Source organism: Photobacterium sp. GB-50 (assembly GCF_003026755.1).
Lineage (GTDB): Bacteria > Pseudomonadota > Gammaproteobacteria > Enterobacterales > Vibrionaceae > Photobacterium.
On sequence record NZ_PYNX01000055.1, the window covers coordinates 1 to 775 of the forward strand.

The following is a 775-nucleotide window of genomic DNA, read 5'->3' on the forward strand; positions in this document are numbered from 1 at the left end:
CACCAGAAGTAGATAGCTTAACCTTCGGGAGGGCGTTTACCACGGTGTGGTTCATGACTGGGGTGAAGTCGTAACAAGGTAGCCCTAGGGGAACCTGGGGCTGGATCACCTCCTTACCTAAAGACTGACTGTTTAATGCAGTGTCCACACAGATTGCTTGGTAAAATAGTTAAAAGAAAAGTACGAAAGTGCTAATGAATGCTCACGCATTGATTAACGCTTTTTTGCGTTATGCTCTTTAACAATCTGGAAAGCTGACTAGTAAATTCAATCAATAGATTGATTTTAAAAATGTTCTTCGAAAGAAGAACGAGTTCTCAAAACATACACATTCAAGTGTCTGTGTTTGCTTTCACTTTTTAAAAGTGAAAACAAAACAATGAGTCCGGCGAAAAACCAACGTTTAATACTTTCTTGATCGAAGTGTTGAACACAAACCTTGGTTGTTTGAACATACGAAACCTCTTGGGGTTGTATGGTTAAGTGACTAAGCGTACACGGTGGATGCCTTGGCAGTCAGAGGCGATGAAGGACGTATTAACTTGCGATAAGCCCAGAGAAGGTAGTAAAAACCGGTGACTCTGGGATTTCCGAATGGGGAAACCCACGTGCATAAGCACGTATCATAGTGTGAATACATAGCACTATGAGGCGAACCGGGGGAACTGAAACATCTAAGTACCCCGAGGAAGAGAAATCAACCGAGATTCCGGTAGTAGCGGCGAGCGAAACCGGATTAGCCCTTAAGCTAGTTTTGCGTTAGGTGAAAGTTCTG

2 rRNA genes are annotated in these 775 nt (G+C 43.1%); both read left to right on the forward strand.

Features of this window, described 5'->3' with window-relative positions:
• Window positions 1-116: ribosomal RNA gene (locus tag C9J41_RS21645) — 16S ribosomal RNA — on the forward strand; the annotation flags it as partial.
• Between the two features lie 361 nt (window positions 117-477).
• Window positions 478-775 (forward strand): 23S ribosomal RNA (locus C9J41_RS21650); the annotation flags it as partial.